At 70.2% G+C, this 23,650-nt stretch carries 24 protein-coding genes and 1 pseudogene; 8 read left to right on the forward strand and 17 right to left on the reverse strand.

Annotation, left to right across the window (positions count from 1 at the left end; translation table 11 throughout):
• Positions 1-3 precede the first annotated feature (3 nt).
• Positions 4-384, reverse strand: a complete 381-nt coding sequence (locus ACIQPR_RS36140) for a VOC family protein (RefSeq protein ID WP_403657217.1) — start codon at positions 382-384, stop codon at positions 4-6.
• Positions 385-398: 14 nt separating this feature from the next.
• Complete coding sequence (locus ACIQPR_RS36145) at positions 399-764, reverse strand: VOC family protein (RefSeq protein WP_403657220.1); 366 nt, start codon at positions 762-764, stop codon at positions 399-401.
• 84 nt (positions 765-848) lie between these two features.
• Here ACIQPR_RS36145 and ACIQPR_RS36150 point away from each other — a divergent pair, with 84 nt between their 5' ends.
• Entirely contained in the window at positions 849-1,349 is a 501-nt protein-coding gene (locus ACIQPR_RS36150; protein ID WP_403657223.1) for a CGNR zinc finger domain-containing protein, read from the forward strand.
• Between the two features lie 415 nt (positions 1,350-1,764).
• Here ACIQPR_RS36150 and ACIQPR_RS36155 read toward each other — a convergent pair whose 3' ends face one another.
• Positions 1,765-3,108 (reverse strand): UDP-glucose dehydrogenase family protein, encoded by a 1,344-nt coding sequence (locus ACIQPR_RS36155; RefSeq protein WP_403657226.1) that lies wholly within the window; start codon positions 3,106-3,108, stop codon positions 1,765-1,767.
• A 178-nt stretch (positions 3,109-3,286) separates the two neighbouring features.
• On the opposite strand from ACIQPR_RS36155, the gene ACIQPR_RS36160 reads away from it, so the two are divergent.
• Positions 3,287-4,444, forward strand: coding sequence for an acyl-CoA dehydrogenase (locus tag ACIQPR_RS36160; protein ID WP_403657229.1), 1,158 nt, complete (start codon positions 3,287-3,289; stop codon positions 4,442-4,444).
• Positions 4,445-4,532: 88 nt separating this feature from the next.
• Here ACIQPR_RS36160 and ACIQPR_RS36165 read toward each other — a convergent pair whose 3' ends face one another.
• The 7 genes from ACIQPR_RS36165 to ACIQPR_RS36195 form a co-directional block, all read right to left on the reverse strand.
• The gene (locus ACIQPR_RS36165; protein ID WP_403657231.1) at positions 4,533-5,000 is read right to left on the reverse strand and encodes a hypothetical protein; all 468 of its coding nucleotides are present in this window, start codon (positions 4,998-5,000) and stop codon (positions 4,533-4,535) included.
• 94 nt (positions 5,001-5,094) lie between these two features.
• Positions 5,095-5,319 carry a DUF397 domain-containing protein gene (locus ACIQPR_RS36170; protein WP_403657234.1) on the reverse strand — a complete coding sequence of 75 codons (225 nt, stop codon included), beginning with the start codon at positions 5,317-5,319 and terminating at the stop codon, positions 5,095-5,097.
• Positions 5,320-5,700: 381 nt separating this feature from the next.
• The gene (locus ACIQPR_RS36175) at positions 5,701-6,543 is read right to left on the reverse strand and encodes a helix-turn-helix domain-containing protein (protein ID WP_403657237.1); all 843 of its coding nucleotides are present in this window, start codon (positions 6,541-6,543) and stop codon (positions 5,701-5,703) included.
• A gap of 23 nt (positions 6,544-6,566) precedes the next feature.
• A complete protein-coding gene (locus ACIQPR_RS36180; protein WP_403657345.1) occupies positions 6,567-7,082 on the reverse strand; it encodes a DUF6879 family protein in 516 nt (171 codons plus the stop codon).
• Positions 7,069-7,296 carry a hypothetical protein gene (locus ACIQPR_RS36185; protein WP_403657240.1) on the reverse strand — a complete coding sequence of 76 codons (228 nt, stop codon included), beginning with the start codon at positions 7,294-7,296 and terminating at the stop codon, positions 7,069-7,071. The genes ACIQPR_RS36180 and ACIQPR_RS36185 overlap by 14 nt, the downstream gene beginning before the upstream one ends.
• 100 nt (positions 7,297-7,396) lie before the next feature.
• The gene (locus ACIQPR_RS36190; protein WP_403657243.1) at positions 7,397-7,570 is read right to left on the reverse strand and encodes a DUF397 domain-containing protein; all 174 of its coding nucleotides are present in this window, start codon (positions 7,568-7,570) and stop codon (positions 7,397-7,399) included.
• 10 nt (positions 7,571-7,580) lie between these two features.
• A complete protein-coding gene (locus ACIQPR_RS36195) occupies positions 7,581-8,432 on the reverse strand; it encodes a DUF5753 domain-containing protein (protein ID WP_403657246.1) in 852 nt (283 codons plus the stop codon).
• 234 nt (positions 8,433-8,666) lie between these two features.
• On the opposite strand from ACIQPR_RS36195, the gene ACIQPR_RS36200 reads away from it, so the two are divergent.
• The gene (locus tag ACIQPR_RS36200; protein WP_403657249.1) at positions 8,667-9,116 is read left to right on the forward strand and encodes an ATP-binding protein; all 450 of its coding nucleotides are present in this window, start codon (positions 8,667-8,669) and stop codon (positions 9,114-9,116) included.
• 11 nt (positions 9,117-9,127) lie between these two features.
• A complete protein-coding gene (locus ACIQPR_RS36205; RefSeq protein WP_403657348.1) occupies positions 9,128-9,985 on the forward strand; it encodes a class I SAM-dependent methyltransferase in 858 nt (285 codons plus the stop codon).
• A 17-nt stretch (positions 9,986-10,002) separates the two neighbouring features.
• Here ACIQPR_RS36205 and ACIQPR_RS36210 read toward each other — a convergent pair whose 3' ends face one another.
• Positions 10,003-11,313, reverse strand: a complete 1,311-nt coding sequence (locus ACIQPR_RS36210; protein WP_403657252.1) for an LCP family protein — start codon at positions 11,311-11,313, stop codon at positions 10,003-10,005.
• A 119-nt stretch (positions 11,314-11,432) separates the two neighbouring features.
• Between ACIQPR_RS36210 and ACIQPR_RS36215 the strand changes: the two genes are divergently transcribed.
• Positions 11,433-11,957 (forward strand): acyl-CoA thioesterase, encoded by a 525-nt coding sequence (locus ACIQPR_RS36215; RefSeq protein ID WP_403657255.1) that lies wholly within the window; start codon positions 11,433-11,435, stop codon positions 11,955-11,957.
• Between the two features lie 19 nt (positions 11,958-11,976).
• On the opposite strand, the gene ACIQPR_RS36220 is transcribed toward ACIQPR_RS36215, so the two are convergent.
• The gene (locus tag ACIQPR_RS36220; protein WP_403657258.1) at positions 11,977-13,437 is read right to left on the reverse strand and encodes an LCP family protein; all 1,461 of its coding nucleotides are present in this window, start codon (positions 13,435-13,437) and stop codon (positions 11,977-11,979) included.
• Positions 13,438-13,563: 126 nt separating this feature from the next.
• Between ACIQPR_RS36220 and ACIQPR_RS36225 the strand changes: the two genes are divergently transcribed.
• Entirely contained in the window at positions 13,564-14,598 is a 1,035-nt protein-coding gene (locus ACIQPR_RS36225) for a glycosyltransferase family 2 protein (RefSeq protein ID WP_403657260.1), read from the forward strand.
• A 119-nt stretch (positions 14,599-14,717) separates the two neighbouring features.
• Here the strand turns inward: ACIQPR_RS36225 and ACIQPR_RS36230 are convergent, their stop codons facing one another.
• The 4 genes from ACIQPR_RS36230 to ACIQPR_RS36245 form a co-directional block, all read right to left on the reverse strand.
• Positions 14,718-16,340 carry an LCP family protein gene (locus tag ACIQPR_RS36230; protein WP_403657351.1) on the reverse strand — a complete coding sequence of 541 codons (1,623 nt, stop codon included), beginning with the start codon at positions 16,338-16,340 and terminating at the stop codon, positions 14,718-14,720.
• A gap of 132 nt (positions 16,341-16,472) precedes the next feature.
• Entirely contained in the window at positions 16,473-18,200 is a 1,728-nt protein-coding gene (locus ACIQPR_RS36235; protein ID WP_403657263.1) for an LCP family protein, read from the reverse strand.
• Between the two features lie 207 nt (positions 18,201-18,407).
• The gene (locus tag ACIQPR_RS36240; RefSeq protein WP_403657266.1) at positions 18,408-19,601 is read right to left on the reverse strand and encodes an LCP family protein; all 1,194 of its coding nucleotides are present in this window, start codon (positions 19,599-19,601) and stop codon (positions 18,408-18,410) included.
• A 215-nt stretch (positions 19,602-19,816) separates the two neighbouring features.
• Positions 19,817-20,554 carry a TIGR03089 family protein gene (locus tag ACIQPR_RS36245; protein WP_403657268.1) on the reverse strand — a complete coding sequence of 246 codons (738 nt, stop codon included), beginning with the start codon at positions 20,552-20,554 and terminating at the stop codon, positions 19,817-19,819.
• Between the two features lie 128 nt (positions 20,555-20,682).
• On the opposite strand from ACIQPR_RS36245, the gene ACIQPR_RS36250 reads away from it, so the two are divergent.
• Complete coding sequence (locus ACIQPR_RS36250; protein WP_403657271.1) at positions 20,683-22,002, forward strand: peptidoglycan recognition protein; 1,320 nt, start codon at positions 20,683-20,685, stop codon at positions 22,000-22,002.
• A gap of 109 nt (positions 22,003-22,111) precedes the next feature.
• Entirely contained in the window at positions 22,112-23,194 is a 1,083-nt protein-coding gene (locus tag ACIQPR_RS36255) for a sugar phosphate nucleotidyltransferase (RefSeq protein WP_403657274.1), read from the forward strand.
• A gap of 160 nt (positions 23,195-23,354) precedes the next feature.
• Here the strand turns inward: ACIQPR_RS36255 and ACIQPR_RS36260 are convergent.
• Positions 23,355-23,558 (reverse strand): annotated as a pseudogene (locus ACIQPR_RS36260) (DNA-3-methyladenine glycosylase 2 family protein); the annotation flags it as partial.
• Positions 23,559-23,650: the final 92 nt, after the last annotated feature.

The raw sequence follows: 23,650 nt of genomic DNA on the forward strand, positions 1-23,650 counted from the left end.
GTGCTACGGGTGGTCGATCCGGCAGAGGCAGAAAGGATGCCCCGCCGGGTCGGCGTACACCCGGAAGTCCTCCTCGTCCCGCCGCTCCAACAGCCGCGCGCCGAGCGCCAGTACGGCCTTCTCGGCCGCCTCGATCTCCTCCCACGTCGACCCGGCGTCGAAGTCGAGGTGGAACTGCTGCGGGCGGTCGGCGCTCGGCCACTGCGGCGGGGTGTACCGCTCCACCCGCTGGAAGGCGATGCGCGGTCCCTGCGGGATGCCGAGGACGACCCACTCCTCGTCGTCGGCGACGGGCGTACCGCCCAGGATCTCGGCGTAGAAGCCGGCGAGCGCGAGCGGGTCCGGGCAGTCGATCACGGTCGAACGGAAGCGGACGGCAGTCACGATGACCTCCTGAGTCAGCAGGCGCAGAGACAGAACGGGTGCCCCGCCGGGTCGGCGTACACGCGCCAGCCGCGCGAGCGCTCGTCGGCGTCCAGCGGGGTCGCGCCCAGCGCCAGGACGCCCCGCTCGGCGACGTCCAGGTCCCCGACGGTCAGATCCAGGTGGAACTGCTGCGAGTCGCCCGGCGCGGGCCACTTCGGCGGTACGTGCCCCGGCGCCTTCTGGAACGCGAGCGTCCGCCCGTCGGACACGATCAGATCCACCCAGTCCCCGCCGTCCTCGTCCTTGACGGTGCCGCCCAGGACGTCCGCGTAGAACGCGGCGAGCGCGCGCGGGTCCGGGCAGTCCAGGACGACGGTACCCAGCTCGGCGATGGCCATGACGAACTCCTTCGGGTTACCCATATGGGGCGTCAGCCGGTAACGGTTACCTCATACTCCCCCAATGGAGGTAACGTCGCAAGCATGAGTGAGAGAGTTCCCGCACCCGGCGACCTGGCCCTGATCGAGGCGCTGGTGAACACGCTGGACATCGAGTCGGGAACCGACGCGCTGGACACGGCGGACGGCCGGACCCCCTTCGGACTCACGGCCCACCAGGTCCCGCGGGCCCGCGAACTCCGCGAGTCGCTGCGCGCGACGCTGCTCGCCCACGCGGGCCATCCCGCGCACCAGGACGTCACCCCGCTCGGCGAACTCCTCGCGCACGCCCCGCTGTTGCTCGCGCTCGACCCCCACGACGGCTCCGCGCGCCTGACCCCCGCCGACGCGGAACCCCTGCTCTCACGCGTCGCGTCGGCCATCGCCCAGTCCCTCGTCGCGGGCACCTGGCCCCGCCTCAAGGCCTGCGAGGCACCGACCTGCCACTGGGCGTACTACGACCGCAGCCCCGCGGGCCGCGGCCGCTGGTGCTCGATGGCGGTGTGCGGGGCACGCGCGAAGATGCGCCGCTACCGGGCCAAGTAGCCCCCGACAGCCGTGACTTGAGCGGTCCGGGCGCCGAGCACAGCCCAGTGGTGCAGAATGCACCCAGACGCCGGTCCGGCCGACTGAGCCTCGGCCGGACCGGCGTCGCTTTTGTGAGCGTGCGGGCGTGTGGGCGTACGGGTGTGCGTCGCGCGGTGGCACGGGTGGGGCGTGCGGGCCGTGCGGTGGGGCCATCCGTGGATCGGGCCCAGGCCGCGTCCGACGTTGCCCCGCTGCCTTGGCCGGGTCCGGCGTTTCCCCGCCGCCCCGGCGAGACCACCCTCGCCCCGCTGCCCGAGCCGCACCGCCGCGCCCTGTCCGGCCGCGTGCCCCGCACCACCACCTCCCCGGCCCAGCCACATACCCCGCCTCGCGGTTCCGTGGTGCAGGGCCGTGTCGGTCGTCCGGTCGTCCGTTACGCGGTGGGGCGGCCCATCGCGCGGAACGTCCAGCCGGCCTTTCGCCAGAGTTGGGGGTCGAGTGCGTTGCGGCCGTCCAGGACCAGCCGGGTGCGTACGGCCTCGCCGAGTGCCGCCGGGTCCAGCTCGCGGAACTCGCGCCATTCCGTCAGGTGCAGGACGACATCGGCGCCCCGGACCGCCTCCAGCGCGGTGTCGGCGTAGCCGAGCGTCGGGAACAGCCGCAGCGCGTTGTCCATGCCCTTCGGGTCGTAGACCGTGACCTGGCCGCCCTGGAGGTGGATCTGGCCGGCGACGTTCAGCGCGGGGGAGTCGCGGACGTCGTCCGAGTCGGGCTTGAAGGTCGCGCCGAGCACGGCGACCCGCTTGCCCAGGAAGGACCCGCCGCCGAGCGCCTCGCGCGCCATCTCCACCATCTGGCCGCGCCGCCGCATGTTGATGGAGTCGATCTCGCGGAGGAAGGTCAGTGCCTGGTCCGCGCCCAGTTCACCGGCGCGCGCCATGAACGCCCGGATGTCCTTGGGCAGGCAGCCCCCGCCGAAGCCGATCCCGGCCCGCAGGAACTTCTTCCCGATCCGCTCGTCGTGCCCGATCGCCTCCGCCAGCTTCACGACATCGCCGTCCGCGGCCTCGCACACCTCCGCCATCGCGTTGATGAAGGAGATCTTCGTGGCGAGGAAGGAGTTCGCGGCCGTCTTCACCAGCTCGGCGGTCGGGAAGTCGGTCACCACGAACGGCGACCCGGCCCCGACCGGCACCGCGTACACCTCGCGCAGCAGCCGCTCGGCCCGCTCGCTGCGCACGCCGACCACGATCCGGTCCGGCCGCAGCGTGTCCTCGACGGCGAGGCCCTCCCGCAGGAACTCCGGGTTCCAGGCCAGCTCGGCGTCCGCGCCGGCGGGCGCGTGCGCGGCGAGGTACGCGGCCAGCCGGTCCGCCGAACCGACCGGCACGGTGGACTTGCCGACGACGAGCGCGGGCCGGGTGAGGTGCGGGGCGAGCAGTTCGAAGGCGCGGTCGACGTACGACATGTCGCAGGCGTACTCGCCGTGCTTCTGCGGGGTGTTGGTGCACATGAAGTGGACGTCGCCGAACTCCGCGACCTCGGCCCAGTCCATGGTGAAGCGCAGCCGCCCGGTGGACCCCTCGATCCCGGCGACGTGCTTGCGCAGCAGGTCCTCCAGCCCCGGTTCGTACATCGGGACCTCACCCCGCTGGAGCATCGCGATCTTCTCGGGCACGACGTCGAGTCCCAGCACCTCGAAACCCAGCTCGGCCATGGCCGCGGCGTGCGTGGCGCCGAGATAGCCGGTGCCGATCACGGTGATCTTGAGGGCCATGAATGCTCCAGAAGAGGTACGGGGGCGATGCGCGCCCGAGCATAGTCGGACGCTTCGCCGGGCAACTTTCCCCCTGTCGCCAAGCTCACGTATCACTCCCGTGGGCGGGCCCCTAAAATTTGGGTTACTTAACGGTAATTAGCACTGTGATCACAGCGTCCTTGGAGCGTGAGAGACCTTGGCCGGATCGGCTGACTTCGACCTGTACCGCCCGTCAGAGGAGCACGACATGCTCCGCGACGCGATCCGCTCACTGGCCGAGGCGAAGATCGCGCCGTACGCCGCAGCGGTGGACGAGGAGTCCCGCTTCCCGCAGGAGGCCCTCGACGCGCTCGTCGCGAACGACCTCCACGCGGTCCACGTTCCCGAGGAGTACGGCGGCACCGGCGCGGACGCGCTGGCCACGGTGATCGTGATCGAGGAGGTGGCCCGCGTCTGCGCGTCCTCCTCCCTCATCCCCGCGGTGAACAAGCTGGGCTCGCTCCCGGTGATCCTCTCCGGCTCCGAGGACCTCAAGAAGCGGTACATGACCCCGCTCGCCAAGGGCGACGCGATGTTCTCGTACGCCCTCTCCGAGCCGGACGCGGGCTCGGACGCGGCCGGCATGAAGACGAAGGCGGTCCGCGACGGCGACCACTACGTCCTCAACGGAGTGAAGCGCTGGATCACCAACGCGGGCGTCTCCGAGTACTACACGGTGATGGCGGTGACCGACCCCGAGAAGCGCTCCAAGGGCATCTCGGCGTTCGTGGTCGAGAAGTCCGATCCCGGGGTCTCCTTCGGCGCCCCGGAGAAGAAGCTCGGCATCAAGGGCTCCCCGACCCGCGAGGTGTACCTCGACAACGTCCGCATCCCCGCCGACCGCCTCATCGGCGCGGAGGGCACCGGCTTCGCCACCGCGATGAAGACCCTGGACCACACCCGCATCACCATCGCGGCCCAGGCCCTCGGCATCGCGCAGGGCGCCCTCGACTACGCCAAGGGCTACGTCCAGGAGCGCAAGCAGTTCGGCAAGCCGATCGCCGACTTCCAGGGCATCCAGTTCATGCTCGCCGACATGGCCATGAAGATCGAGGCCGCCCGCGCCCTCACCTACCAGGCCGCGGCGGCCTCCGAACGCGGCGACAAGAACCTCACCTTCCAGGGCGCGGCGGCCAAGTGCTTCGCCTCGGACGTCGCGATGGAGGTCACGGTCGACGCGGTCCAGCTCCTCGGCGGCTACGGCTACACCCGCGACTACCCGGTCGAGCGCATGATGCGCGACGCCAAGATCACCCAGATCTACGAGGGCACCAACCAGGTCCAGCGGATCGTGATGGCGCGCAACCTGCCGTAGCACGGCGTTCGCCGGTCGGCGGAAAAGGAACAGCCCCTGGCATGACGCCAGGGGCTGTTCGCTTGCCTCTACTGCCTTCTGGTGCCTTCTACCTTCCCGGGCACGGCAGTTGGGGCATCGACCGGTTCGGCGAGCAGGCCACGACAGCAAGGGACAGATACGAGGGGCGCTCCAGATAGAACCCGAGCGAGACATCCGCGCCCCCACCGATTCGCCCTGTAATGGAGCTGACCAGTGCGGTCCGACGCTCGGCGGCACGGTCCCCACCGGAGACGAACCGGGACGCGTACTCCGCCAGCCGCTCCCCGAGCCACGCCGCCGCTTCCTCCGGCTCGTCCCACGTGCCACGAACCAAGGAGCGCGGTTTGATCAGCCAGTACGCCGTTTCGAGTGGGGGCAGATCAACGGTCGGAAACTCCGCCGCCACCTCGCGATGGCGCTGGATCAGTTCGGGCCTGCTCCCGGCCGGGGGCGGTTCAGGGTGTGGAGGCCGCCGCAGGGCATCGTTGTCGAAGCGCTCTTTCGGGCCGGTCCACAGGTAGCCGTGGTGGTGCACCGGTCGTACCCGTTTCGGGAGAGGTCAGCCGGGCTGGACGGGTCGTAGGTGATTCCGGCCCGGCTGACGGGAGGGGACGAGGGGCGAGGCGGGATCAGACGTTCAGACCGAACCGCGCCGGGTCGATACCGGCCGCGTCCAACTCCGCCGTGGTGAACCTCAGCGGCTGTGCTCCCGGCCGCTTGCTGTCGCCCAGCGCCCAGGCGTCCGAACCGATCCGGGCCAGGGTCACGCACCCCTCCGTGCAGGGACCGCCGCATGCCCTCACGAACGAGGCCGAGTCGATGTCGAGTGCGTACAGGTCGTTTCCGTTCAGCATTACTGCACCTTCCTGTTCGACTGGTTGCGGCCATGGGTGACCGCCTCCGCCTGTGCTGGGCGGACTTTTGTAGTCAGGGCACTTCGGGCTCTCGCACTCGCAGCGGGGCCAATGCAGAGCCGAACTGGGCGCCAGGTCGGCGCCCTCGGGACCAGGGCTGCTTTTCCGGACCACGAGCACGCCGTCCCTCCCGAATGCTCCGGAGAGGCGGGAGAGGAAGTGCCGAGCCTCACCGCCGTCCGGACGGTCGGCCGGTTCGGTCTCCCGTGCCGCCTTCTCGCCCATCGCACCTCACTCTCCCGATCCATTCCGCGTCGATGTGCCGACCGTAGGAAGGGGCGAGTACCGGGCTCTACGAACTTGCATGAGCTTGCGTGACGATCACCCGATGGCGTCGATGGCGGCGGTGATGAGCGACCTGGCCTCTGTGCCGTACACGGCGATGGCTGACAGTTCGGCGAAGGTTCTCGCGTACTCCGCTATCTCGCCGGGCTGGGTGACTGTCAGGTGCGCGGAGACGAGTTCCACGTTGACCTGTACGTCGTCGTACAGGGTGAACGACTCGACGGGCCAGCCGGCGCCGCGTGGTGTGCCGAGAGGGATGACACCGAGACTGACGGACGGGAGTGACGCCACAGAGATCAGATGGCCCAATGCTCCGGCCATGGTTTCGTCGCTGCCGATGACCGTGCGCAGGACCCATTCCTCGACGAGCATCGCGAACCGGTGGTCGCCGGAGTAAAGGACCTGCTGCCGGTCCATGCGGGCTGCCACCGCGTCGTCGATGTCGTCGGGCACGTCTCGGAGCCGGGCCACGGTGTTCAGCACCGCGCGGGTGTAGGCGGCCGACTGAAGCAGGCCGGGGATCACCCAGGACTGGTAGACGCGGAAGCGGCGGGTGCGCTCGAAGAGGGGCGCCACGGACTGTTGGACGCGCCGCAGGCCCGCACGTTCCATGCGCCGCCATTGGACGTACGCGCCTTCTATGCCACGCGTCGTGGCAATCAGGTCGGCGGTCTGGTCCTGGGCGGCACAGAGTGTCGTGTACGTCCGAATGTCGGCGTCGGACGGGTGCGTGTGCCCGTTCTCAAGCCGTGAGCACTTGGACTCGTGCCAGGTGGCCAGCCTGGCGAGTTCCCGTGCTGTGAGGCCGGCGTCCTTGCGGAGTTCGCGAAGACGCCGACCGAGGGCCTGCCGTGCCTGCTGAACGCTGGATGAAGTCACGCCGGGGATCGTGGATTCGTGGATCAGGCGAGCGTGTAGTCCGCGTGCGGTACCGCCTGGCGCCAGACGGACTCGAAGGCGTCGGAGCACAGCTTCACGACTACAGGATCATCGGTGAACTCCTCGTCGTCTGGGGCGAGTTCGCCGTCACCGGCGAAGTGGTGGAAGACGACCGAGGTGCCGTCGAAGAGCCAGAAGTCGTTACCGGGAAGGGCCAGCCCGGATGCGCGACGCCGAGGCAGCCAACGCACCTGCTCGCCCGCCCGCACGGTGGGGACGGTCAGATGGTGCTCGAACCTGATGTAGTCCGACACGGGCTCCGAGACGATCCGAGCCCTGCGCACCTCAACCCCCTGGGCAACGAGGTCGGCGACGAGTCGTAGCCACGGCCGACGTTCTGGATCGCTGTCGGCGGGATCGTTTCGCGCTCCGTTCCGCCAGGCGGTGAACCGGGGATCGGAGGGCATGTACTCGTCGCGCATCTCCAGATGGACGGCGGAACGGGTGCAGTTCCTCAGCCGGTCCTCAAGAGTCGGCACCGCCACCGTTCGTCACCTCCGGAAAGAACCGCACCATGCGCTTCGGAATCTCGATCACGTCCTCGTGGCCCGGAAGGTCCAGCTGTGAACGCCGGTCGTCGTCGATCACCTTCCAGCCCTGCACCAGATACGTGTCTTTCTCGTCGTCGAGGTAAATCGTGGGCGACTTACCGTCCGGGCTTTCGGGATCCTGGCCAAGTTTGATCAGAGCCATCGCTGTCTCCCTTGTCGTCGGGCCTCTGTGCTCGATCTTGTGCCCAACGACCAACGCAAGCCAGGAACTTGCGAGAACTTGCGCGTGGCCCGGTCAGGGCTCAGCCAGGGAGTTGTGAGAGGAAGTCTGCCCAGGCGGTGGGGTGGATGGTGAGGCGAGGACCGGTGGGGTTCTTGGAGTCGCGGATGCGGACGATCGCCGGTGTGCGGGCTATCTCGACGCAGGCGGAGCCTTGTTCGCTGTATGTCGATTTCTGCCAAGTCGATTCGGTCATGGTTCGTCTCTCAGATGTCTTCGGTGATGCGGTGGATGAGGTCGAGCGAAGGCGTGGGCTTAAGGGCGACGGCCTCCATGCGGTCCAGGACGAGCCGGTACATCTCCAACCGTCCTACCCCGTCAATGAGTTCGCTGCCGTGTGCCGTGTCCACTTCGACGGTGTCGAGGGCGGGGACCGGGCCGTGGAAGTAGTCGACGGCGTGGCCGGTGGTGGGAAACGAGGTGCCGTTGAAGGGGATGACGCGGACGGTAATGGTGGGCTGTTCGCTGATCTCGGCGAGGTGGTGCAACTGTGCCCTGGCCACCTCGCGTCCGCCGAACTGCATACGCAGGGCCGCTTCGTGGACGATCGCCGTGTACGGCGGTGGCTGCTCGCGGTAGAGGATGGCCTGGCGCTTGATGCGGTGGGAGATGCGGTACTCGATCTCGTGGGGGCGCAGAGCGGGAACCGCTTCACGGAACAGCGCGCGGGCGTGTTCCGGTGTCTGGAGCAGGCCGGGGATGTTGATGACCTGGGTCACGCGGACTGCCGTGGCGTGGTGTTCCATCTCGGCCAGGTCGAGGAGACGGGGTGGCAGGGTGTCGCGGTACTCCTCCCACCAGCCGCGCGTACGGTCGGCTGCCATGTCGGCGAGGGCGTCTACCAGGGGTTGGTCCGTACAGCCGTAGATGTGGGCGAGCGTGTGCACGCGCTCTGCGCTGACGCCGAAGCGGTTGGCCTCGATGTTGCTGATCTGGGCCTGTGTCGTGCCCAGAGACGTGGCTGCTGCGGCAGCGGTCATGCCGGCGCGCTCCCGCAGGCGGCGCAGTTCCGCGCCGATCCGGATGCGGCGCGCGGTGGGGGCGGGCCTCGGCGCCATGTACTCACTCCGTTTCCTGCACCTGACGTGGTGGTCACCCACACGAGGGTATTGCTGAATGATTTGCCAGTTTCAGCAAAACCTTCAGCATCTGAAGTCTATGGTGAAACCCAAGCCGCTCAACCCCCGGCCCACAAGCCGGAAGCGCACCGCGCAACCATGCCCACGCGCGCCACTGCCACCGCCCGACCGGGTCTTCGAGCGCACCAAGTCCCTCCACCGTAGGAGCCGTTCATGGCCACCGTATCCCCGTCCGCCACCTGGGTGTACGCCCTCCGCCTGCCCCATGACCCCCGAGCGGCACGGGTCGCACGTATGACCGTACGGTCGGTGCTGACCAGCCACGGCAGGCCCGAACTCCTCGACGCCGTCGAGCTGTTGACCTCGGAACTCGTCACCAACGCCTATCGGCATGCGAACGGCCCTTCATCCCTGAGGCTGACCTCCCTCGCCGACGGGCGCCTCCGCGTCGGCGTCTGGGACAGCCACCCTCACGTTCCCGCTCCTTTCGGCCCGTCTCCCCATGACCGCGTCCCGATCGCCCCGGCGCACGCCGACGGGGGACGCGGCCTGGGGTTCGTGCAGGAGTACGCCGACTGCTGGGGCGGAGTCGCCCTCGGAGACGGCCTGTTCGACCACCGTGCCGGGAAGCTGCTCTGGTTCGAGGTGGGTGGCGCAGGCTGAACTCCATGCGTATGAACACGAACGCGGCCGATGCCGATTCAAGTGATCCGGATCCGACGACCTTGGACGCCTTCGACACCGCCGAACGCGCCATGTGGGCAGGCCGGGCCGATGCCTACGCGGCGAGCTTCGCCCGGCTCTGTGCCTACCCCGTACCGGAGTTGCTCGACGCGGCGCGGATCGTGGCCGGGGACCACGTCCTCGACGTCGGCACCGGGACCGGTACTGCCGCCCTGGCCGCGTTGGCGCGGGGTGCGCGAGTGTGTGCCGTGGACGCCGATGCCGGGATGGTGGCCGCCGCGCGGGTGGCGGGGATCGGTGCGCGCGTCGCCGTACTGCCTGAACTGCCTTTCCGCGACGGTGAGTTCGACGCCGTCCTTGGCAACTTCGTCATCAACCACGTCGGCCGTCCCCGTGCCGCCCTCGCTGAGTTGCGGCGGGTGCTGAGGCCGGGCGGTCGGCTCGCGCTGACGCTGTGGGGTGCTCGGCGGGGTGCCGGTCAGGAGTTGTTCGGGCGGGCCTTCACGGCGGCCGGAGCCGTCATCCCCGCAGACCTGCCGCGGCTCGACCCGGCCGAGGACTTCGCGCGTACGGCGGACGGGTTCGCGGAGTTGCTTCGCGAGGCCGGCTTCATCGACGCCGAGGCCAACGAGTTGGAGTGGGACCACCGCACCACGGTCGACGAGTGGTGGGGCGGAGCCGCCGCCGGGGTCGCCACCGCGGGGCTGGTCGTCACCTCGCAGGAGGCGGGGACGGTCGTACGGATCAGGCGGGAGTACGAACGGCTCGCCGGTGAATTCACCGTGGGGGAAGGCGAGTTGGCCCTGCCGCACATTGCGTTGCTCGCGTGCGGCAGGGCCTGGGCCTGAAGAAGCAAGTCACGGGCTCAGTCGCCCGACACCGTCACCTTCTGGTCGTTGTTCAGTTCGTTCACCAGGGTCTTGACCTTGGCCTTGTCCCAGACGAGGTTGCCGCCGACGGAGCCGGAGAGCGGCATGTTCATCGAGGTGCCGTCGCCGCCGCTGACGCCCTTCATCGCCCAGAACATGGACGCCAGGTCCCACAGCGACATGTCCTTGTCGACGGAGAGGGAGTCGAGGCCCGCGCCGAGGGTCGGGTAGAGCTTGAAGGGGTTCAGGAGGGTGCCCGGGGTGGCGACCTGGTGGGCCAGGGCCGACAGGAACTTCTGCTGGTTCTTGGTGCGCTGGAGGTCGGAGGCGGCGAACGCGTGCCGGGTGCGGACGAAGGCCAGCGCCTGCTCGCCGTTCAGCTTCTGCTTGCCCGCCTTGAAGTCGGCGCCCGAGTACGAGTCCTTGAAGCCCTTGTCGATGTCGATGGTGACCCCGCCGACCGCGTCCACGATGTCCGCGAAGCCGTTGAAGCCGATCTCGACGTAGTGGTCGATGTGCAGGCCCATGTTGTACTCGATGGTGCGGACGAGGAGCGTCGGGCCATCCTCCGCGTACGCCGCGTTGAGCTTGGTCTGCCGGCCCGTGTTCGGGTACGTCTTGCCCGAGGTGGAGCCGACGTACGACGGGATCGTCACGTTCGAGTCGCGCGGCAGCGAGATCAGCGTGTCGCCGCTGTCGCCGACGTGCAGGATCATCATCGAGTCGGTGCGCTTGCCCGCGGCGGAACCGGTGTGCAGCTTCTTCTTCTCGGCGGCCGTCAGGCCCGCGCGGCTGTCCGAGCCGACGATCAGGTAGTTGGTGCCGTCGCCGCCCGCCGGCCGGTCGATGACCTTCGACAGGTCGACATCGCGGTTCAGCTTGGAGTCGGCCCAGAAGTAGGTGCCCACGGTGGTCACGACCAGGACGGTGACCACGGTGATCGCGGTCCACTTGATCCGGCGGCGCCAGTTCGGTGCCCGTCGCGGACCGCGCCCGCCGTCCGGGCCCTCCGGTCCGCCGGGGCCACCGCCGCCGTAGACCTGGCCCGTGTTGTAGCCGCTGTCGTACCCGTTGTCGTAGCCGCCCTGGCCGTAACCGTTCTGGCCGTAGCCGTGCTGGTCCTCGTCATAGCCCTGGCCGCCCGTGTACGACGGCTGCGGCGGGACTCCGGCGCCGTACGGCGGGGCCTGCGGGCCGCGTCGTACCTGGCGCATCACGCGTGCGCTCTCCGGCTGTGCGTTCGCGCTGCCGCGTCCGTACTCGTTGCCGCGGTTGCCGCCGGACCATCCCTCGGGCCAATCGTTCATGGGGCCCAGTGTGCAGGCAGCGACCATGCCCGATACAAGGGTCGTAGGAAAATCAGGGCACTGCTGTTGCGAAGCCAACACAAAGTCCGCAGATGTCCGGTCGGCATAGGGTGATGACCATGACAGAACTGCCGGGCAAGCCGACGTCCGCCTCCCGGACCACCCTCAGCCACATCATGACCAACGCCGACACGAACCTGCTCGGGACCGTGCACGGCGGGGTGATCATGAAGCTGGTCGACGACGCGGCGGGCGCCGTCGCCGGGCGGCACAGCGGCGGACCGGCCGTGACCGCGTCGATGGACGAGATGGCGTTCCTGGAACCGGTCCGCGTCGGCGACCTCGTCCATGTGAAGGCCCAGGTCAACTGGACCGGCCGGACCTCCATGGAGGTCGGCGTCCGGGTCCTGGCCGAGCGCTGGAACGAGTCGACCCCGGCCACCCAGGTCGGCTCGGCGTATCTCGTGTTCGCCGCCGTCGACGCCGACGGCAAGCCCCGCGCGGTGCCGCCCGTCGTCCCCGAGACCGAGCGCGACGAGCGCCGCTACCAGGAGGCCCAGATCCGCCGCACCCACCGCCTGTCCCGCCGCCGCGCCATCATGGAACTGCGCGAGCGACGGGCGGCGGAGGGCTTCGGCGACTGACCTCGCGCGGATCGGCCGGTCAGGAGCAGCCCACCTCGTCGCCGGTCACCACACCGAACGCGCCCTGCTGCACATCCGCCGCCCGCACCCGCGTGACCTGCTTGAAGTCGCTGCCGGCGATCACCTTCAGCAGCGGCCCCTGCCCCTTCACCGGCCGCAGTTCGCTGCCGGGCAGCGCGGCGGCCAGGGACTTCGCGGAGCGGTCCCAGCGGGGGTCGTAGGCGACGACCGTGCGTCGTACGGCGTGGTCGGCGGCGCTCACCGGGAGGCGCGTCGTGCGGAAGCCGGTCGCCGCGAGGGCCGCGTCGACCTGCTTGCCGAGGCCGGGCGTCGCGGTGCCGTTCTCCACCTGGACCTGGATCTGCTGCGGGGCCACGTCCACCTTCACGGCGTTCGCGTGCGGCGCCCGGCGCACGGTCAGCGGCTTGTCGTCGCGCAGGGCCTGGAAGAGCTTCGCCGCCTTCGGCTCGTCCCACTTCAGGGTGGAGCCGATGCCCTTCACGACGTAGCCCATCTGCCCGATCGGGACGGTGGTGAACTCCGAGGACGAGGGCGAGAAGGTGCGCATCGCGCGCCCGAGGTCGAGGAGTTCGTCGGTGCCGAAGCCCTTGTCCGCGCGGACCGAACCGAGCACCGCGCGGGTCACGTCACGGAACTTCAGCGGGTTCAGCAGCACCCCCGAGGAGGTCGCCTGGTCGATCAGCGCGGCCAGGAAACGCTGCTGGCGCTTCATCCGGCCCAGGTCGGAGGCCCCGTCGACATGCCGCGAGCGGACGTACTGGAGGGCCTGCCCGCCCATCAGGGTGTGCGATCCGGCCGGGAGGTCGAGGCCCGTGTACGAGTCCTTCAGCGGCTCGGAGGTGCAGACCCTGACCCCGCCCAGGACGTCCACCGTCTTCATGAAGCTGGTGAAGTCGACCTCCAGGTAGTGGTCGATCTTCACGTGGGTCATGCTCTCGACGGTCCGGACGGTGAGGTTGGGGCCGCCCTCCGCGTAGGCCGCGTTGAGCTTGATGGCGTGTGCGGGGCGGCCCGCGACCGCCGGCACCTCGGCGTAGGAGTCGCGCGGGAGGCTGACCACGCTGGCCCGCTCCCGGTCCTCCGAGATGTGCACGACCATGATCGTGTCGGTGCAGTGGCAGGGCGCGCCGCCCAGGTGGTACGCGCGCCGCTCCTGCTCGGTGATCTTGTCGCGGCCGTCGGTGCCGACGAGCAGGACGTTCATGCCGTGGCCCGCCCGGGGCCGGTTCTTCATGTCCTTGAAGGGGTCGACGCGCGCGATGTCCGCGTCGAGGCTGCTGACCACCGCGTGCCCGATCCCGGCGGACGCGAGGACGACCACGGACAGCGTCGTCGCCGCCCGCATGGCCCAGCGCGGCTTCTTCGGCCGCACGGGGCGTACGGGGGGCCGTGGGCGGCGCTGCGGGGGGCGGGGGCGGGGGCGGGCGGCGGCGGGGGAGCGGCGGGGCGGCGTGGGCATGGGGGACACCTCCGCTAGGGCCGTACGTGGGATCTTGAGCACCGTAGGCCGATACGATCTGATACCACCGCAGCCGCCCGGGCGGGGCGCGTCCGTGTCCCCCGTTCGCGGTAACGTGAGCCCCCTATGAACGCCATTCCCGACGTGCGGCTCCCCGCCGTTTCTGTGATCATGCCCGTCCTCGACGAGGAGCGGCATCTGCGCGGAGCCGTCCAAGCGATCCTCGCGCAGGAGTACGCCGGCGAGATGGAGGTCGTCCTCGCCCTCGGTCCCTCGAAGGACCGCACGGACGAGATCGCGGCCGAGCTCGTCCGGGAAGACTCCCGCGTGCACACCGTCCCGAACCCGGCCGGCCGCACGCCCGCCGCCCTCAACGCCGCGATCAAGGCCTCCCGCCATCCGATCGTCGTCCGCGTCGACGGCCACGGCATGCTCTCGCCGAACTACATCGCCACCGCCGTACGGCTCCTGGAGGAGACCGGCGCGCAGAACGTCGGCGGCATCATGCACGCCGAGGGCGAGAACGCCTGGGAGGACGCGGTCGCCGCCGCGATGACCTCGAAGATCGGCGTGGGCAACGCGGCCTTCCACACGGGCGGCGCGGCCGGCTCCGCCGAGACGGTCTACCTCGGGGTGTTCCGCCGCGAGGCGCTGGAGCAACAGGGCGGCTACAACGAGGAGTTCATCCGCGCCCAGGACTGGGAGCTGAACTTCCGCATCCGCGAGGCGGGCGGCCTGATCTGGTTCTCGCCGGAGCTGAAGGTGTCGTACCGCCCGCGGCCGAGCGTGAAGGCCCTGGCCAAGCAGTACAAGGACTACGGCCGCTGGCGGCACGTCGTCGCCCGCTACCACGAGGGCTCCATCAACCTGCGCTACCTCGCCCCGCCGACCGCCGTGTGCGCGATCGTGGCCGGGATCGTGGTCGGCGCGGCCCTGACCCCGTGGGGTTTCCTGATCCCCGGCGGCTACCTCGCGGCGATCGCGCTCGGCTCCCTCCCGGCGGGCCGGGGCCTGTCCCTGAAGGCCCGCCTCCAGATCCCGCTGGCCCTCGCCACCATGCACATGTCCTGGGGCTACGGCTTCCTCACCAGCCCCAAGTCCCTGGCCAAGCGCGTCATCGCGTCCCGGCGGCCCGCGGTGCTCAGCCCGACCGGGAGCTGAACGCCACCGCCACGCCCTGACACCGACGACCACCGAGGCCACGACGACGAGCGTCATCGTGGCCTCGGCCAGTGTCCCGAGCCGGGTTGTGCCCCCGCCTCAATCTCCCAACTGCCCGCTCACCACACGTAGTTCGGGTCCACGTGCATGCACGCCGTGGTGTCCGAGCCGTTGAGGGCGTCCGCCGACGTCGGTGTCGTGTCGTCCTGGGCCGGTGCCTTGTACTTCGTGCCGGTGCTCCAGTCCGCGCCGACGACCAGGGTGACACCGGAGACGTCCGTCGACTTCTTCACCGCGCTCGCCGGGATGCCCAGCGCCTTGGCGATCCGCCGGGCGTCGCCCTCCAGGTCGGCGCTCGGGTAGCGGACGACCGTCGTGGCCAGGCTGGGGGCCGTGGACGAGTCCGCGACCGCCTCCTTGAAGCCCTTGCCGACGAGGAGCTCGGCCACCTCGGTCGCCCGGCCCCGGACCGCGGCCGTCGTGTCGGTGCGGGTGCCGTTCTCGACCTGTACGGCGATCTTGTCGTCGGCGGCGGCCGGATCGGTGGACGTCGTCGCCGAAGCCGACGCGGACGCGGTCGTCGTCTTCTTCTTGTCCTTGCCGTCCAGCGCGATGTCCTCGCGGACCAGCCGGAACAGCTTCGCCGCGTCGGTCGGCCTGGGCACCACCCGGCCGCTGTACGTCGTCGAGTACTCCCACGGCATCGTCGTCATGGTGATCCGCTCGGTCGGGACCTTCCGCAGTTCCTTGCTCAGGTCGTAGAGCTTGGCGACCGTCCCGAGACCGTTGTCGACCGTGATCGCCTTCGTCGCCGTCTCGGCGAGGCCGCGCAGCTTGGTCGGACTGCTCAGCGTGGCGTTCTCGCGCAGCTGGCGGACCATCGAGTTCATGTACTGGTGCTGCGCCTTGGTGCGGGCGATGTCGGTGTCGTCCTCGAAGCCGTAGCGCGTACGCAGCCACTGGAGGGCCTGCTTGCCCTTCACGGACGTCGTGCCCTTCCTCAGCTTCAGGCCGGAGCCCTTGCCGGAGGAGGTGTGCGAGTAGATGTTGGCGTCCACGCAGACCGGCACCCCGCCGATCGCGTCCGCCATCGACACCACGCCCGCGAAGTCGACCATCATGAAGTGGTCGATGTGGATGCCGGTCAGCTTCTCCCAGGTCGCCACCGTGCAGCCGGGGCCGCCGCGGCCCAGCGAGTCGTTCGTGATGACGTCCGTCTCCGCCGCGTACGTCTTGCCGGTGTCCGGGTCGGTGCACTTGGGGATGTCCGTCAGCGTGTCGCGCGGCATGCTCACCACCGACATGTTGGAGCGGTCCGCCGAGACGTGCAGCAGCATCTGCACGTCGGCGCGGGGGGCGGAGTTGAAGGTGTCCTTCGCGCCGCCGAGCTTCTGGTTCTCCGCGGAGTCCCGCGCGTCCGAACCGATCAGCAGGATGTTCAACGGCTTCTGCCCAGCCGCGTTGGCCTTGGACTCGGCCGCCCGGTACTTCTCGTCCCCGATGTTCAGGGGGTCCTTCTTGATGTTGTGGTTGAGGTGCTCGTAGTACAGGTATCCGGCGCCGGCCGTCCCGGTTATGAGCACCGCGAGGACGATCGCCGACCAGCGCAGCGCCCGGCGTCTGCCGCCCTTGCGCGGGCCGCCGCCCTCGCGTCCCGCTCCGTCGGCGGGTCTCTTTCCGTCTCCGTCCGCCGGTCTCTTTCCGCCGGCCGGTCTCCTCCGGTCGGCCGGCGCGAGCGACATCGTGTCCTCGATCGCCGGCCCCTCCCCGCGCACGCTGCTCCGAGTCAAGTCCCCACCCCTCCACGCCGCGCCCTGCTGACACACGGGTCCGTCCCGCGCCCTGTCAGACGCGGAACGGACCCGTGTGGTCACCTACTTGGCGCACTCAACCTTGTCCGCGGTGGACTTCTGCACCCCCGCCGGCGTCGACCCCGCGGTCGAGGTGAGCGGAATTCCGGCACCCTTGAAGTCCTTGCCCAGGGTCAGCGTGATGGCCGGCAGTCCCTGGGAGTTGATCACACTCTTGCCCGGCTTCATCGCGGACCCCGAGAGGCCCATGATGGCGGCGAGCCGACGAGCCTGGTCCGCCTGGTCGGGCGCGTACTCAAGGGTGGTCTTCGCGAGGGCGGCCGGAGCGTTGCCCGCGTTCTCCGACTTGAGCACGCCCTCATCATTCTGCAGCCACGTAAGAGTTTCCTGTGCGCTGCCGGCCTCGGCCCCTCCGTTGAGGATCCGCACCCGCACCGCGGAGGCGGCGGACTTGGTGCCCTTGAGCCGGGCGGCCACGGCGGCCTTCTCCTGCGCGGCCTTCTGCTTGACCGCGGTGAACGAGGTGTCGCTCTTGATCAGCGAGAACACCTGCGGGGCGGTCGTGTCGTTGAGGACGACCGTCACCGGGGTCTTCTCCGCCGGGTTGTCGACGACCGGCACGGTGGTGAAGGTGAGGTTCTTCGGATTGAGCTTGCCCAGCTCAAGACCGAGGTCCTTCAGCTTGCCGATGGAGTCGAGGTTGTCGTCGACGGTCAGCGCCTTGGTGCCCGCCTCCGCCAGCTTCAGCATCTTCGAGGGGTTGGTGAGCGTGGAGTTGGACTTCAGCTTCCGCATCAGCGCGCTGAGGAACTGCTGCTGGAGCGTGATCCGGCTCAGGTCACCGCCGAAGCCCACCGAGTGCCGGGTCCGCACGAACGCCAGCGCCTGCTCGCCCGAGAGATTGTGGGTGCCCTTGGACAGCTTCAGATGCGAGTCGGCGTCGTCGATGTTCTTCGCCAGACAGACCTCGACCCCGCCCACCGCGTCGGTCAGCGTCTTCACGGCGTTGAAGTCGGCCACCATGAAGTCGTCGGGCTGGATCCCGGTCAGCTCGGTGACCGTCCGCACGGTGCAACTGGGCGTACGGCCGCTCTGGCCCAGGCTGGTGTTGAAGCGGACGCCGGTCGAGCCCGGGATGACCTTCGACGTGCCGTCCGACTGGGTCGTAGGACAGTCCGGGACGTCGGTGATGAGGTCGCGGGGGATGCTCAGCGCGGTCGCGTTCGAGCGGTCCTTGGACACGTGCAGCAGGATCGTGGTGTCGGCGTGGCCGACGCTGCCGGCGTCGCCGTAGCCCTCGTTGCCCGCGCCGGTGCGCTTGTCGGTGCCGATCACCAGCAGGTTGATGGCCTTGCCCTTGCTGAAGCCGCCGGTGCTGGCGCCGTCGTCGGAGACGGCCGTGATGTTGTCGTTGAGGTGCTTGATGTAGAGGTAGCCGCCACCGGCGACCGCGACCAGCACGAAGGCCAGACCGCCGCCGGTCCACATCAGGATCTTCTTGCCCTTGGCCTTCTTCTTCACCGGCCGGCGACCGCGCCGGGCCGGCGGCTCCTCGGGCGCGCCCCGCCGTCTGCGCGGCGCCGGCACCTCACGCCCGGGGCTCCTCGGGACCGTCTCCCGCTCCGGCGCCGCCACACCGCGGTTCTGCGCGGTGGCTCTCCGGGGCCCCGGCACCGCCGACTGCGGTGTGGAAGGGGTCAGTCGCAGTTCGTATTCACCAGTGTTCGGATTGAGTACCCACTGGTCTGCGGGGTCGATGTTGTCCGCCCGCCCACGGCCTTGCGCGTCCACGGTTTACCGAATCCTCCGTCGGGGCCACGCGGCGCCTTCCCCCTTCAGGCGCTCGGGTCTCGTTCATCCGGTGCGCGAGCACACCGGATCGCTCACACTATCCGGCCGGTTGAGCGTCAAGTGACGGCGGTGACAAATTCCACGTCCCTACAACCGGTCAATCCGTCCTATTTTCCGGAACAGAAGTTCGTGGACCCGGTCCGCGACTTACCCGCAACCGTCCTCGGCGGCGGTGTTCCCGCGAAACGTCGGCGCGGGCGTGGCCCCCGAACCGGCCGCCGGGGCAAGGGTGTTCGTCCCGGAGTCCGCCGGAACCCCGGGAACCTCCCCGGCCACCGCGACCGCCGAGTCCGTCCTGATGCGGGCGAACAGCTTTTCGGCCTCGGGCTCCACCAGTTGGTCGCGATTCGCGTTGTAGATGTACGACTCCCGCGGAACGGTAAGGAATTGCACATGTTCGGTGGGGATGTCCCGTACGCCGCGCACCAGTTCGTAGAGACCGCGCAGACTCGCGAGATCCGGATCGGTCGTCAGTGACGAGGTGGCCGCGTCCAGCACCGGATACAACTTCGCCGGATTGAACAGCACGTCGTCGCTCTGCACCTTGTTCACCAGCGCGCCCAGGAACCGCTGTTGACGGTCCATCCGGTCGGTGTCGCTGCCGTTGCCCAGCGACTTCCGGGCCCGCACGTACCCCAGCGCCTGTTCCCCGTCGAGCGTGACCCTGCCCGCGGGCAGCCTCAGCCTGGCGGCCTTGTCGTGAATGGGCGCCTTGAGGCAGACCTCCACCCCGTCCACCGCGTCGACCATGTCCTTGAAGCCGTGGAAGTCCACCACCATGTGATGGTCGATCCGTACGTCCGTCAGCTTCTCCACGGTCCGGATCGTGCAGCCCGAACCCCCCACCTGGAACGCGTAGTTGAACATCGCGAACATGGGCTCGGTGCGAGTCCCGTCCGGCCGCAGACAGGCCGGCACGTCCACCATCAGGTCCCTGGGCAACGACACCGCGGTGGCGCTGCGCCGGTCGGCCGCCAGATGCAACAGGATCGTCGTGTCGGACCGCTCGGTGCCCGAGTCCCGCCCGTACTCCGCGTTCCCGTCCCCGGACCGCGAGTCCGACCCGATGAGCAGGATGTTCTGCGCCCCCTTGACCAGGGCGGTCGGCCGCTCCTTGTCGTAGCGGGCGAGCTCGGCGGCGGCGGCGTCGTCCGGCGTGATGTTCCCGTCGAGCTTCGCGTAGACGGCCCACCCGGCCCCGACCGCCCCGAGCACGACCACCCCGACCCCCAGGGCCGCCCCGCGCACCCACCGCCGGCGCCGCCGCCGCGCCAGGCCCGCCCCGGAGGCGGACAGTCCCGCACCCGGCCCGAGAACCCGTCCTGCGGTGTCGTCGAACACGTGCGGTTCCACCCCTCGATGGCCGTCGCGGGAGCGCGCGGTCCCGCGCTGCTGCCGCGCGGGGTCCTGCGCCGGTCCTGCGTGTGGTCCTGCGCTGGTCCTGTGCTGGTCCTGCGTGTGGTCCTGCTGCTACGACCATGGCGCGGATGGGGGCGGGGAGGCGGGCGGTGGGGGGCCGTTCGGGTGACCCGCCGGGTGGCGCGCCCGCGGCTGCTTCAGAGCCGGGTGACCGTCACCCGCTCGCTCTCGACCCGCTTGGCCAAGGACTCCTCACCCAGCTGAGCGGGGTTCCTGCACAACACCACGGACCCCCCGGCGGCGAGCGGCCCGTACAGCCCGGCGCTCAGCCCCTCCCACGAGTCGTACGACAGCCCCGACAGCACCCGGGCCCCCGCCTCCGCTTCGGCCCGCGCCCGCTCGACGACCTCCGCGCCCGTCAGCTCCACCCCGCCCACGACCAGCGCGGGCTCCTCGGGATCCACCGCCGAGAACGGGACGAACCGGTCACCCTGGCCCGGCACCTCGACGGCGTAGTCGGCGAACCCGGCGGGGGTCTGCGGAAACCTCCCCCCAAGGGGCCGCAGTGCGAGGGCGACCCGCTCCCCGCCGCACGCCCGGGCCGCGTCCAGCGACTCCGGTCCGCTGACGACCACGTCGGCCGCCGCGGGATCCCCGCCCACGTCCGCGAGCACGCCCACCGACGAGCACGCGAGCAGCCACACCGCCGTCTGCCAGTGCGCCGGCAGCAGCAGCACGGCCCGGTCGCCGGGCCCCGCCCCGAGATCCCCCTGAAGGAGATTCGCGGTCTTGGCCACCCAATTGGCGAAGGTGGCCACGGACAATTCGACGCGTTCCCCCGTGGCGTCGTCGTAGAAGGTCACCAGGGGACGGCCGGGATCCGCGGCGAGCGCGGAACGCAGCAGGTCGGCAGGGGTGCGATCGGTGGCGTTCACCCGCGAAAGCGTACGCGGGCGCGCCGTCGGACGCGGAGCGCGGGACCACCGGTTCGGACGAACGGCAGCGGACGGTCCGTCAAATCCCAAATAGACAGATATGTATGACGATGTTCAAGATCAGGGGCATGCGTGGATTTCTTGCTTCCTCGATCGGCGTCACCTGCGCCGCCGCACTGGCCCTCCCGCTCACCCTGCCCGCAGCCGCCGTGCCTGCCGAGGCACCGGCCCGGGCGGCGCAGTCGACGAGCGGCGCGAGATCCGCGCCGCCCGCCGCCGCGCCGGACCTCCCCGGCAGCACCCAGTCGCTGCCGCTGACCCCCACCACCCGCGACCGCACCCTGGGCGCGGCCCCCGAACAGGGCCTGACCCGCGACGCCGTCCACCGCTTCTCCCTCGTCGGCGTCACCTGGACCGACCCCGGCACCGAACTCCGCGGCCGGGTCCAGGTCCGCACCCGGGCCACCGGCACCGGGGAGTGGTCCGGCTGGCAGGACGTGGACACCCACAACGAGGACCACGGCGCCGACCCCGGCACCGCCGAACGCGACTCCGGCCGCGTCCACGGCTCCACCGCCCCGCTGTGGGTGGGCGACTCCGACGGCGTGGACGTCCGCGTACGGGCGGACCCGGCCACCACAAGAGCCGTGGGCGGCGGGCCGTCCCCGCTCCCCGCCGGCCTGCACCTCGAACTCGTGGACCCGGGCGGGGAGGCCCCGGCCGTGGCCGCCCGCGCGACCGCCCGCCGCGCGGCCCCGCCGCTGGCCGCCACCGAACTCCCGGCGCTGAGCCGGGCGGCCACCGAGCGGGAGGCGGTCACGATGTACGGCCGGTCCCAGCCGTACATCGGCCCGCGCCCGCGCATCATCACCCGGCGCGGCTGGGGCGCCGACGAGAAGCTGCGCGAGAAGGGCTTCGTGTACACGAAGAAGGTCAAGGCCGTCTTCGTGCACCACACCGCCACCGGCAACAACTACAGCTGCTCGCAAGCGCCTTCGGTCATTCGCGGTATCTACCGCTACCACGTCAGGAGCAGCGGCTGGCGCGACATCGGCTACAACTTCCTCGTCGACAAGTGCGGGAACATCTACGAGGGCCGGGCCGGGGGAGTGGCGAAGCCGGTCATGGGGGCGCACACCCTCGGTTTCAACACCGACAGCATGGGGATCGCCGTCCTCGGAACCTTCGGCACCGCCAAACCCTCCTCGGCGGCGGTCACGGCCATCGCCCGCCTCGCCGCGTGGAAACTCGGACTCTACGGAGTCAACCCGCGCGGCAAGACATACCTGAAGTCCGCGGGTGGCAATCTCTACCGAAAAGGAAAGAACGTACGACTCAATGCGATCTCCGGCCATCGGGACGGGTTCGCCACGGAGTGCCCAGGACGGCAGCTCTACGGCAAGCTCGGCTCGGCCCGCTCCACGTCGGCCCGGTTCCAGGGCCGCTGACGGCGGAGGACGCCGGGGAAGGGGTCTGCGGGACGCGTGCACGGTCCGCATACACTGGCCGGCCGAAACGGACAGTTCGGCCGGTCCCGGCAGGAAGCAGAGACGACAGGTGACAGAAGCGATCCTCCTGGTCGGCGGCAAGGGAACCCGGTTGCGCCCGCTCACGGTGCACACCCCGAAGCCGATGGTCAGGGCGGCGGGGGTGCCGTTCCTCACGCATCAGCTGGCGCGGGCGAGAGCGGCGGGCGTGGAGCACATCGTCCTGGCCACTTCCTATCTGGCGGAGGTGTTCGAACCGCACTTCGGTGACGGTTCGGCCCTCGGCCTCCACATCGAGTACGTCACCGAGGACGAGCCCCTCGGCACGGGCGGCGCGATCCGCAACGTGGCCGCGCGGCTGCACTCGGCCCCCGACGACCCGGTCCTGATCTTCAACGGCGACATCCTGACCGGCCTGGACATCCGGGCGCTGGTGGACACCCACGAGTCGACCGGCGCGGACGTCTCCCTCCACCTCACCAAGGTCACGGACCCGCGCGCCTACGGCCTGGTCCCCACGGACGCGACGGGCCGTGTCCTGGCCTTCCTGGAGAAGCCCCAGACACCCGAGGAGATCGTCACCGACCAGATCAACGCGGGGGCGTACGTCTTCCGCCGCTCGGTCATCGACACGATTCCGGCGGGCCGCCCGGTGTCGGTGGAACGCGAGACGTTCCCGGACCTCCTCGCCGCCGGAGCCCACCTCCAGGGCCTGGTGGACTCGACGTACTGGCTGGACCTGGGCACTCCCGCGGCCTTCGTCCGGGGCTCCGCGGACCTGGTCCTGGGCCGCGCCCCGTCCCCCGCGGTGCCCGGCCGCTGCGGCGACCGCCTCGTCCTTCCCACGGCCCGCGTCGCCCCCGACGCCAAGCTGACCGGCGGCACGGTGGTGGGCGAGGGCGCGTTCGTGGCGGAGGGCGCACGGGTCTTCGGCTCCACGATCCTGCCCGGCGCGGTCATCGAACCCGGCGCCGTCATCACCGACTCCCTCATCGGCACCCGGGCCCGGGTCGGCGAACGCTCAGTCCTCACCGGCACGGTCATCGGCGACGGCGCGGTCATCGGCCCCGACAACGAACTCCGCGACGGCATGCGGGTGTGGTGCGACGCGCGGATCCCGGCGGGGGCGGTGCGGTTCTCCTCGGACCAGTGACGGCGCGTCCTCCCGGGGGTGGGCGGAACTGCCCCGCCCACCCCACCAGCGGGTTCAAGCAGCGACAGCATCATCGTGTCGTCCGCGTCCCGGTCCCCGGCGAGTGCCCAGCCGACGATTCCGGGCAGATGCAGGTCCCCCCACCGCCCGCCCCGCCGGTTCACAGCTTGCCGATGTCCCCGCGCGGCATCTTCGGCGCCCGCCGTGCGGGGGTCCGCCCGCTGAGCAGGATCAAGCGGACCGCCCGGTGTCGCTGCTCCTGTCCTGCGTAGGGTTCGAGCAGCGACAGCATCATGGTGTCGTCCGCGTCCTGGTCCCCGGCGAGTGCCCAGCCGACGATTCCGGGCAGATGCAGATCTCCCACCGCCCGCCCCGCCGGTTCACAGCTTGCCGATGTCCCCGCGCGGCATCTTCGGCGCCCGCCGTGCGGGGGTCCGCCCGCTGAGCAGGATCAAG

It is taken from the genome of Streptomyces sp. NPDC091280 (assembly GCF_044768565.1).
In the GTDB taxonomy this organism is placed as follows: Bacteria; Actinomycetota; Actinomycetes; order Streptomycetales; family Streptomycetaceae; genus Streptomyces.

Coding starts and splice junctions, on each gene's coding strand:
- ACIQPR_RS36145 (WP_403657220.1), bottom strand. CDS start 764: ATGGCCATCGCCGAGCTGGGTACCGTCGTCCTGGACTGCCCGGACCCG.
- ACIQPR_RS36150 (WP_403657223.1), top strand. CDS start 849: ATGAGTGAGAGAGTTCCCGCACCCGGCGACCTGGCCCTGATCGAGGCG.
- ACIQPR_RS36155 (WP_403657226.1), bottom strand. CDS start 3,108: ATGGCCCTCAAGATCACCGTGATCGGCACCGGCTATCTCGGCGCCACG.
- ACIQPR_RS36170 (WP_403657234.1), bottom strand. CDS start 5,319: ATGCTGAACGGAAACGACCTGTACGCACTCGACATCGACTCGGCCTCG.
- ACIQPR_RS36185 (WP_403657240.1), bottom strand. CDS start 7,296: ATGGCTCTGATCAAACTTGGCCAGGATCCCGAAAGCCCGGACGGTAAG.
- ACIQPR_RS36190 (WP_403657243.1), bottom strand. CDS start 7,570: ATGACCGAATCGACTTGGCAGAAATCGACATACAGCGAACAAGGCTCC.
- ACIQPR_RS36195 (WP_403657246.1), bottom strand. CDS start 8,432: ATGGCGCCGAGGCCCGCCCCCACCGCGCGCCGCATCCGGATCGGCGCG.
- ACIQPR_RS36200 (WP_403657249.1), top strand. CDS start 8,667: ATGGCCACCGTATCCCCGTCCGCCACCTGGGTGTACGCCCTCCGCCTG.
- ACIQPR_RS36205 (WP_403657348.1), top strand. CDS start 9,128: ATGAACACGAACGCGGCCGATGCCGATTCAAGTGATCCGGATCCGACG.
- ACIQPR_RS36210 (WP_403657252.1), bottom strand. CDS start 11,313: ATGAACGATTGGCCCGAGGGATGGTCCGGCGGCAACCGCGGCAACGAG.
- ACIQPR_RS36215 (WP_403657255.1), top strand. CDS start 11,433: ATGACAGAACTGCCGGGCAAGCCGACGTCCGCCTCCCGGACCACCCTC.
- ACIQPR_RS36220 (WP_403657258.1), bottom strand. CDS start 13,437: ATGCCCACGCCGCCCCGCCGCTCCCCCGCCGCCGCCCGCCCCCGCCCC.
- ACIQPR_RS36225 (WP_403657260.1), top strand. CDS start 13,564: ATGAACGCCATTCCCGACGTGCGGCTCCCCGCCGTTTCTGTGATCATG.
- ACIQPR_RS36230 (WP_403657351.1), bottom strand. CDS start 16,340: ATGTCGCTCGCGCCGGCCGACCGGAGGAGACCGGCCGGCGGAAAGAGA.
- ACIQPR_RS36250 (WP_403657271.1), top strand. CDS start 20,683: ATGCGTGGATTTCTTGCTTCCTCGATCGGCGTCACCTGCGCCGCCGCA.